Consider the following 9,233-nt stretch of genomic DNA (forward strand, 5'->3'; position numbering starts at 1 on the left):
TTACTGTACTAGTCTACTGATACAATGGTAAAAGGGAAAGAAATGAGCAAACCATCGACACTTGGCGGAGCATGTATTATTGCAAGCGTTTGTGTAGGCGCAGGCATGTTAGGTTTACCGAGTGCGGGGGCAGGCGCATGGACATTTTGGAGTGTTATCGCAATATCTTTAACCATGGTAATGATGACGCTATCTGGCTGGTTATTACTAGAAGCACTTAAGCATTATGATTTTAAAGTGTCTTTTAATACCATTACAAAAGATGTAATGAATAGTAAAGTGAATGTGATCAACAACCTATCATTGTATTTTGTTGGTGGGATTTTACTTTATGCTTATATTTCGTCATCGGGTATGATTTTTAGTAATATATTAGGTATTGATAGTAAGTTAGCTTCTATTTTATTTGTTGCAATCAGTTCGACCTTTGTACTTCACTCAACGCGCGCGGTCGATCGTATTTCTATTTTACTGATTGTTTTTATGTTGGTGAGTTTCTTAATTGGAATATCAGGGCTAGCAACACATATAAAAGTTCCTGTTTTACTTGATACAACGCACTTACATGCCAGCTATTCTCCTTATGCATTAGCATTATTACCCGTTGCATTAACTTCTTTTGGTTACCACCATTCGGTCAGTACAATGCGTGACTATTATCGAAATGAATACCAAGCTAAAAATGCGATTTTAGGTGGTACATTAATCGCATTAGGTTTCTATTTAGTGTGGGTGATTTGTATTTTTGGCAATTTACCCCGTGACGCATTTGGTCCTGTAGTGTCTGCTGGTGGCGGTATTGATGCTCTAGCGCAAGCACTGGATAGTGTGATTGATTCAAACAGTATTAAACAAGCAATCCGTATATTTTCAATTGCCGCTGTTATTTCTTCGTTTATCGGTGTTGGTTTAGGTGTTTTTGATTATTTAGCTGACTTATTTGGCTTTGAAGATACAAAGCAAGGTCGACTAAAGACATGGGCGATTACGTTCTTGCCACCTTTGGTTTTTTCATTATTTGCACCATTGGGCTTTTTATCGGCAATTGGACTAGCAGGTGCTGCAGCAACAATTTGGGCATGTATTATTCCTGCTTTACTGGCAAAAAAGACCCGACAATGTAAAGAAAAGAAAGATGGATTTGTGGTACCTGGCGGTAATGTGACGGTATATGTTGTGATTGGCTTTGGTGTGGTGACCGCAATATTCCACATTATGGCGATGGCAAATTTACTACCGATCTTTAAAGGCTAATACGGGTTTAACCCAAAAATAAAAACGGAAGCTTTAAGCTTCCGTTTTTTGTTTAGCGAAATTGTTTTGCTTCAGGTAGGTATTCAAAACCAGCACTTGCCAGTTTATCGATTAGCTTTTGACGATCGATATCGTAGAATTTAACAAGTTCGTCGAGCTCTTGGAAATCATCACGGATCTTCATATTAACAATGCTCATTAACATGATGGGATCCATGGTTTCAAATTTAGATAAATCCATTACTTATCCTCGTGATCACTGATCAATAAATTCGCAGCAGCAAAAGCAGCACGCTCACGGACTTCAAGCGGTAAATTTGTATCTTCAGCAATATCATTGAAGGTTTTAATTGCACAGCTAATAGCAGAAGGAATATAGCCTTGATCTCCACTACCAATTTGCGCGTAAGTTGCTCGGATAAGCTCACAGCATTGATAAATTTGCATCATTCATCCTTTCTAGAAAATATTCGAAGAGAATGTAGGGGTCGCTTCGAATATCCTCACTATTAACGTGAATCATCATAGCGTTAAATAAAAGAAAAACGTAGGGTTTATGGTGATTAGCGCAACGAGGTGATTATTTATTACGCTTATGATGATAAAGCTTACGATCTGCACGTTCAATTAAAGACAGCATAGAATCACCTTGATTAAAGGTGGCTGTGCCATAAGAAAAGCCAATATTTAAGATACCCAAGATTGAGCTTTGTTGAATATATTGGTTGATCCGTGATGCTACTTTTATTTCAGAGCGAGCACTGGCAGGTTGAAGCAAGATAATAAACTCATCACCTCCGATGCGATAACAACGATCAGAGGTACGTGTTGCAAACTTCAATGCATTAGCAAAATCTTTAATAACTTTGTCGCCATCGAGATGACCAAAATTGTCATTCACTTGCTTAAAATTATCTAAATCGCAAATAAACAATACTAGTTCTACATCTCTTTTTTCGCTCATGGCAATAGCATGATGAATATCTTGCTCAAAGCACATCCGGTTGCAGAGTCCTGAAAGCTGATCCTTCAGCGCCATGTTTTTAACTTTTTGATATTCAACTGCATTAAATAGTGGGCCTGCAAATAAACGGTGGTAGGTATGTAATAGGCTTATTTCATCGTTATCTAATGGGTAAAGGGTAGAATAGTGAAGTGTTCCTAGACAGTTATCACCAAAGCGTAAAGCAAAACTTTTTTGATGAGGTGTCGCTTGTCCCTGGCGGATCAAAGTGCTGGTTTCATTTAGAGTCCAGACTAAACGTGCGATATCAATCTGTTTATCTAGCTCTCGACAGAGTGGTTGAAATAACGCTTGGATCTCCAGTTTCCCTTGAAGTTTTTGCAGGATCAACAGACGTTGATCTGCAGCTAAAGGTTTTTGCTTTAGCTTAGTGGAAGGTGAGGAATGAGATCGATTAAATAAAGCGTGTTCCATTACGACATGATCAATAACTATTTGATTTGTCACTATAGGGTATATTTTGAGCAGATCAATGATAACGGCAAGATTGTAACGGATATTTTCTGTTACATAAAAAAATGGGAGTGAGTAAAGTGTTTTTTAAAAGAAGGGATAGAAAAAAAGCTGCCATAATGACAGCTTTTTCAATGTGTTATTAACTTTTCACTTAAGCCATTTTTTGCTTAAGAAACGCAACAACATCATTTACAGCAACGGCTTCTTTGATACCTGTGCGACGGTTTTTATATTCCATCTCACCGTTTTCAAGGCTACGGTTACCAATAACGATAGTATGTGGAACACCTAGTAGTTCGTGATCTGCAAACATTACACCTGGGCGCTCTTTACGATCATCAAACAGTACTTCAATACCAGCAGCAGTTAGATCAGCATATAGCTTCTCTGCCGCTTCTTTCACTTCTTCTGATTTCGCCATGTTCATAGGAACAATAGAAACGTGGAATGGTGCAAGAGCATCTGGCCAGATAATACCGTTTTCGTCATGGTTCTGTTCGATAGCTGATGCCACAACACGTGATACACCAATACCGTAACAACCCATTTCTAGAATCGTGTTTTTACCGTTAGCATCTAGCACGCTACAGTTCATCTTCTCAGAGTAAGTATTACCTAATTGGAAGATGTGACCGACTTCGATACCACGCTTAAGTTGCAGTGTACCTTTACCACATGGGCTAAGATCACCTTCAACAACGTTACGTAGATCTTCAACACGACCTAGTTCAACATCGCGACCCCAGTTGATACCAACATGGTGTTTACCATCGATGTTTGCGCCAGCGGCAAAGTCACTCATTACAGCGACAGTACGGTCAACAATAACAGGTAGCTCTAATCCAACAGGACCTAGTGAACCAGGACCTGCGTTAACGAACTGACGAATTTCTTCTTCTGTTGCCATTTCCAGTGGAGAAGCAATCCAGTCTAGGTTTTCTGCTTTAATTTCGTTTAATTCGTGATCACCACGAACTAATAGCGCTACGATAGGCGCATCGATCTCATCAGAAGCTTTAACAAATAGCGTCTTGATCGTTTTCTCGATAGCAATACCGTGTTGCTCAACTAACTCATCGATAGTTTTCGCATTTGGTGTATCGATAACAGACAGTTCAACTGTTGGTTCAGCACGATCGTGAGCAGGGGCTAATGCTTCTGCTTTTTCGATGTTAGCTGCGTAATCAGATTCTGTAGAGAATGCGATTAAATCTTCACCACTTTCTGCTAGTACGTGGAACTCTTGAGAGCCACTACCACCGATAGCGCCAGAGTCTGCTAATACTGGACGGTACTCAAGACCCATGCGATCGAACGCTTTACAGTATGCATCGTGCATTGCATCGTAAGACTTTTGTAAGCCTTCTTTGTCGATGTCAAAGCTGTAAGCATCCATCATGCAAAATTCACGAGCACGCATTACGCCAAAACGAGGGCGGCGCTCATCACGGAATTTTGTTTGAATTTGGTACAAGTTCAACGGAAGTTGCTTGTAAGAGTTTACTTCGTTACGTACCAAGCTAGTGAAAACTTCTTCAGCTGTTGGACTAAGTACAAACGGACGCGCGTGACGGTCAGTAAAGCGAAGTAGTTCAGGGCCCATTTTTTCTGAGCGACCTGTTTCTTCCCATAGTTCGAACGGCTGAACAACGGGCATCAAGGTTTCGATTGCGCCTGCATTGTCGATTTCTTGGCGAACGATGTTTTCGACCTTACGCAGAACACGCAGACCTGTAGGTAGCCAGGCATATAAACCTGAAGCCAGCTTACGGATCATACCTGCACGAAGCATCAACTGGTGGCTGATGATTTCTGCGTCGTTTGGAGTCTCCTTCAGAGTAGAAAGAAGATAGTTACTGGTACGCATTGATGGTATCCGTTGATTAATTAAATTAAAAAAGAAGGAATAAATCCCGCCCGTCAGTGATCTGACGATAGCCGAATATATTACCAGCCTACACGTTATTCGCCAAAGAGAACTGTATAAGATCTGCTATTGATTAACTTTCTCGATCTGATTAACGGTTATTTGTTGTCCAGTTACTGAGAAGTGAACATTAAAATCAAACAAATGTACTGCATATTGTTTTGGATCGGGTTTACCTTTCTTATAAGCAGGGCGAGGATCTTGGGATAAAACTTCGCTGATCACCGCTTGATAATAGGTTTTGTTTTTTGATGGTAGCTGATTGAGCGCTGTTTCGCTAAAACACACAGGCATGAGATCAGGCGCGCTTGAAGCAAAGCCGCCTTGTGCTTGTGGCAAGCTGTCTGAATAAGGAATATAAGGCTTAATATCGATAATTGGCGTGCCATTAACGAGATCGACACCAGCAAGTTCGATGATCACATTGCCGTTTTCATGGCGAACCCCTTTTAATTCGACCGCTGACATACCAATCCCATTTGGGCGGAATGTGGCACGGCTGGCAAACACACCAATACGTTCATTACCGCCTAATCGAGGCGGACGAACGGTTGGGCGCCATCCTGCTTCTAAATTCTGATCAAATAAAAATAATAACCACAAATGACTAAATTGCTCTATGCCTCTTACTGCTTCTAATGAATTTGCAGCACCTTGTAAAACAATTTCAGAACGCGCACTTGGCACTAATCCTGGCTGTCTAGGAACAGCAAACTTTTCTTTATAAGGAGAATGGATAATACCGATAGGTTCGATGTTATAAGACATGGAATGAAGCCAACTAAGAAGTCAAAAGAGCTCTGAATATAGCATAAAAAAGGGTAGGTGCTGAGACCTACCCGATAAGTATATGGTTAGTAGAAAGTAAGGATTACCAACCTTTTACAACACCACCATTAAAGATATTTTTTGCAGAGTTATATACATCTTCAGATTGGTACGCTTGAACAAATTTCTTCACATTCTCTGCATCAACATTGTTTGCGCGAGAGACGATAAGATTTACATACGGTGATTCTTTATCTTCTACAAACACACCGTCACGCTCAGGCGTTAAGTTAATGCTACTTGCGTAAGTGGTGTTAATAACAGCAAGTGCCACATCATCTAAAGAGCGAGGGAGTTGTGCCGCTTCCAGCTCTACAATCTTTAAGTTTTTCGGGTTTTCTACAATATCTAATACTGTTGCAGTTAAACCAGAACCGTCTTTTAGTTTAATTAGGCCTTGCTGTTGAAGTAGTAACAATGAACGACCAAGGTTGGTTGGATCGTTTGGTACTGCCACTTTATCGCCGTCTTTTAGCTCATCAATAGATTTAATTGAGTTTGAGTAACCTGCGATTGGGTAAACAAAAGTATTCCCAGCTACTGCAAACTTATAACCACGATCTTTAATTTGCTGATCAAGATATGGCTTATGTTGGAAAGCATTAGCATCAATAGAGCCTTCTTCTAATGCAGCATTCGGTGATACGTAATCAGTAAATGAGACCAACTCGACATCTAAGCCGTATTTCTCTTTAGCCTGCTTAGCGGCAACTTCTGCCACTTGCTCTTCGGCTCCTGCCATGACGCCAATTTTTACTTTATTGTTATCAACGACAGCTTCTTTTTCACCACAGCCAGTCAGTGATAGTGCTGCAGCAACACCAGCAAGAGCAAAAACATGTTTTAGATTAAACGCCATACAACTTCTCCTTAAAATGGGGTTTTCCTTAAAGTGTTTGATTATCGATGATCAAAACGTTTAACGAGGTAATCACCAACAGATTGAATAATTTGTACCAGTATTATTAGAACGACTACCGTGATAGCCATGACAGTGCCATCAAAACGTTGGTAACCGTAACGAATACCCACATCACCTAAACCGCCACCACCTACAGTCCCCGCCATCGCGGAATAACTGACTAGGGTAACAAGAGTGATCGTTACCGCATTGATGATGCCTGGTAATGCCTCTGGTAATAATACTTTTTGAATAATTTGGAGTGGGGTGGCTCCCATAGATTGCGCTGCTTCAACTAAGCCTGATGGGATTTCTAATAGTGCCCCTTCAACTAAACGAGCAATAAAAGGGATAGCACCGACAGCTAGAGGTACAATCGCAGCAGCTGTACCAATTGAGCTACCAACGACAAATCGGGTAAATGGAATAATTGCAACCAGCAGAATAATAAAAGGAATAGATCGCCCAATATTAACGATGATGCTGAGGATATTATTAACGGCTGTATTCTCTAACAGGCCATTTTTCTTTGTTAAATGAAGGGTGACACCCAAAGGAATACCAATAACAAAACCAATCAGTCCAGACACAAACACCATGGTTAATGTTTGTCCTAATGCTTCAATTAGTAAATCAATTAGGCGGGTATTTTGTTGCCACCATAGGGTTAAATCATTAAGCGACATAGCCAAGCACCTCAACATTCACTTTATTTTGACGTAGAAAATTGACAGCATTCTCAACAGAGCGTTGATCACCGAAAAACTCTGCCAACATCAATCCAAATTTTACGCCTCCCGCATAATCCATATCCGAGCTAAGAATGCTGATATCTAAGCCAAACTTACGTGTTACTTGGCTGATCAGTGGCGCATCAACAGAAGCACCGGTGAACTCTAAACGAATGAGAGGGTATGAGTTTTCAACTTGAGTTTGCGTCATGCGAGCTTGGTAGTCTGCTGGTATCGACAAATCCAACGTTGAGCGAATAAAGTCTTTGGCTAATTCGGTTTTTGGATGTGAGAAAATATCACCGACCGATCCTTGTTCTACTAATTTACCGTCACCAATAATCGCTACCTCACTACAGATACGTTTCACTACATCCATTTCATGAGTAATAAGTAAAATAGTTAGGTTTAGCTTTTGGTTAATTTCTTGCAGTAGCTCAAGAATCGAATATGTGGTGGCAGGATCCAATGCGCTGGTAGCTTCATCACACAGTAACACTTTCGGATCAGAGGCTAACGCACGAGCGATCGCGACACGCTGTTTTTGACCGCCACTTAAATTAGACGGGTAACTTAAGTGTTTATCTTCAAGTCCCACTAAAGCCAGTAACTCAGTTACCTTTGCTTTAATCGTCGTTTTATCTGTATTGGCTAACTCAAGAGGTAAAGCAACATTATCAAAAACTGTGCGAGATGAAAGTAGATTAAAATGTTGGAAAATCATGCCTATTTTACGGCGAGCCAAAGTAAGTTTTTGATTTGATAAAATAGTAAGGTCGACACCATCGACAATCACTTGCCCATTAGATGGGCACTCTAATAAATTAACACAGCGGATCAGGGTACTTTTACCTGCTCCTGATGAGCCAATTACCCCAAAAATTGTGCCTTGGTGAATCGTAAGGTTGATATTGCTTAATGCGTTAATAGCCTTATCACCTTGATAGAAGACTTTATTGAGTTGTTTTATTTCTATCATTGAACGTCCTGCTCCTAGATAAAACTATTGGATGATATTAAATATCTATTGTATAAATTTACGGTAGATTGTTTTAATGGTGTTAAATAAGCAATCATCCTGTAATTGTGATGCTATGTTCTATCATAAAAACTGTCAATAGCTATTTTTACGTCTAGACGTCTAAATGGTTGTGGTGATAAGCATTAAGTAATAACAAGTGCTTTTCGTAATTAACTCGTGCCATAATCTAAATAATTTATGATTTAAGAGGGCTATCCTTTTGGCCAAACCAGCAGTCTTTATTGACCGTGATGGCGTGATTAATGTTGATCACGGCTATGTACATACCGTTGATGATTTTGAATACATTGAAGGTGTATTTGAAGCATGTAAAAAATTCAAAGATATGGGTTATCTACTTGTATTGGTAACAAACCAATCAGGGATCGCTCGCGGTATGTTTAGCGAAGATGAATTTACTTCATTAACAGAATGGATGGACTGGAACTTTGTTGATAATGGTGTTGAGTTTGATGGTATTTATTACTGTCCGCATCATGCAACAAAAGGGCAAGGTGATTACTTGCAAGATTGTGATTGCCGTAAACCAAAGCCAGGCATGTTTATTTCAGCTCGCGATTTCTTAAAAATCGATATGTCACAATCTGTAATGATTGGTGATAAAGCTGATGATATGAAAGCGGCTGCTGCTGCTGATGTTGCTTTAAAGGTACTCGTACGTACAGGTAAGCCAATCACTGAAGAAGGTGAGTCGATGGCAAATGTGGTACTTGATAGTATTGCTGATGTACCAGCTTGGTTAGCAAAATAATAATACTTGCTAACACTACGACTTAACAACAGAAGCAAAAATAGATGAAAGAAAGCAGCGTATATATTCCGCTGCTTTTTTGTTTTTACTAATATTAGCTAACTGGTTGAGTGAAAAAATGATCGACCAAATGCTTTTTTGATTAAAATTCACTCAAACAAACTTGACCTAATAAAAAAAGCAAAAAAAACTATTGTCAGTTAATAAAATCTCCCTATAATGCGACCTCACTGACACGGAGCAAGCCACTGGCTAGCAACGAAATCAGTATTGTTCTTTAATAATTTGACCATGCAATCTGTGTGGGCACTCGTTGAAA

Annotated in this window: 10 protein-coding genes; 2 read left to right on the plus strand and 8 right to left on the minus strand. The window is 39.8% G+C overall.

All coding sequences use genetic code 11. The features are described from left to right. The first annotated feature begins 42 nt into the window (after positions 1 to 42). Positions 43 to 1,254, plus strand: coding sequence for an aromatic amino acid transport family protein (locus tag I3259_RS16055; protein ID WP_238030636.1), 1,212 nt, complete (start codon positions 43 to 45; stop codon positions 1,252 to 1,254). Positions 1,255 to 1,306: 52 nt separating this feature from the next. On the opposite strand, the gene I3259_RS16060 is transcribed toward I3259_RS16055, so the two are convergent. From I3259_RS16060 to metN, 8 genes are all read right to left on the minus strand, one after another. Next, a complete protein-coding gene (locus I3259_RS16060) occupies positions 1,307 to 1,495 on the minus strand; it encodes a DUF4250 domain-containing protein (protein ID WP_238030638.1) in 189 nt (62 codons plus the stop codon). Further along, positions 1,495 to 1,701: a YaeP family protein gene (locus tag I3259_RS16065; RefSeq protein ID WP_238030639.1), complete on the minus strand. Its 207-nt coding sequence runs from the start codon at positions 1,699 to 1,701 to the stop codon at positions 1,495 to 1,497. The genes I3259_RS16060 and I3259_RS16065 overlap by 1 nt, the downstream gene beginning before the upstream one ends. A gap of 133 nt (positions 1,702 to 1,834) precedes the next feature. After that, complete coding sequence (locus tag I3259_RS16070; RefSeq protein ID WP_238030641.1) at positions 1,835 to 2,692, minus strand: GGDEF domain-containing protein; 858 nt, start codon at positions 2,690 to 2,692, stop codon at positions 1,835 to 1,837. A gap of 193 nt (positions 2,693 to 2,885) precedes the next feature. Beyond that, positions 2,886 to 4,601, minus strand: a complete 1,716-nt coding sequence (locus I3259_RS16075; RefSeq protein WP_238030643.1) for a proline--tRNA ligase — start codon at positions 4,599 to 4,601, stop codon at positions 2,886 to 2,888. A gap of 126 nt (positions 4,602 to 4,727) precedes the next feature. Continuing rightward, positions 4,728 to 5,429, minus strand: coding sequence for a tRNA (N6-threonylcarbamoyladenosine(37)-N6)-methyltransferase TrmO (gene tsaA / locus I3259_RS16080; RefSeq protein ID WP_238030644.1), 702 nt, complete (start codon positions 5,427 to 5,429; stop codon positions 4,728 to 4,730). A 103-nt stretch (positions 5,430 to 5,532) separates the two neighbouring features. Further along, a complete protein-coding gene (locus I3259_RS16085; RefSeq protein ID WP_238030646.1) occupies positions 5,533 to 6,348 on the minus strand; it encodes a MetQ/NlpA family lipoprotein in 816 nt (271 codons plus the stop codon). A 41-nt stretch (positions 6,349 to 6,389) separates the two neighbouring features. After that, a complete protein-coding gene (locus tag I3259_RS16090) occupies positions 6,390 to 7,076 on the minus strand; it encodes a methionine ABC transporter permease (protein WP_238030647.1) in 687 nt (228 codons plus the stop codon). After that, positions 7,066 to 8,100 (minus strand): methionine ABC transporter ATP-binding protein MetN, encoded by a 1,035-nt coding sequence (gene metN / locus I3259_RS16095; RefSeq protein ID WP_238030648.1) that lies wholly within the window; start codon positions 8,098 to 8,100, stop codon positions 7,066 to 7,068. Before metN ends, I3259_RS16090 begins: the two co-directional genes overlap by 11 nt. A gap of 262 nt (positions 8,101 to 8,362) precedes the next feature. Here metN and gmhB point away from each other — a divergent pair, with 262 nt between their 5' ends. Further along, positions 8,363 to 8,914, plus strand: coding sequence for a D-glycero-beta-D-manno-heptose 1,7-bisphosphate 7-phosphatase (gmhB, locus tag I3259_RS16100; RefSeq protein WP_238030649.1), 552 nt, complete (start codon positions 8,363 to 8,365; stop codon positions 8,912 to 8,914). The last annotated feature ends 319 nt before the right edge of the window (positions 8,915 to 9,233 follow it).

It is taken from the genome of Photobacterium sp. Ph5 (genome assembly GCF_022129445.1).
Classification (GTDB): domain Bacteria; phylum Pseudomonadota; class Gammaproteobacteria; order Enterobacterales; family Vibrionaceae; genus Photobacterium.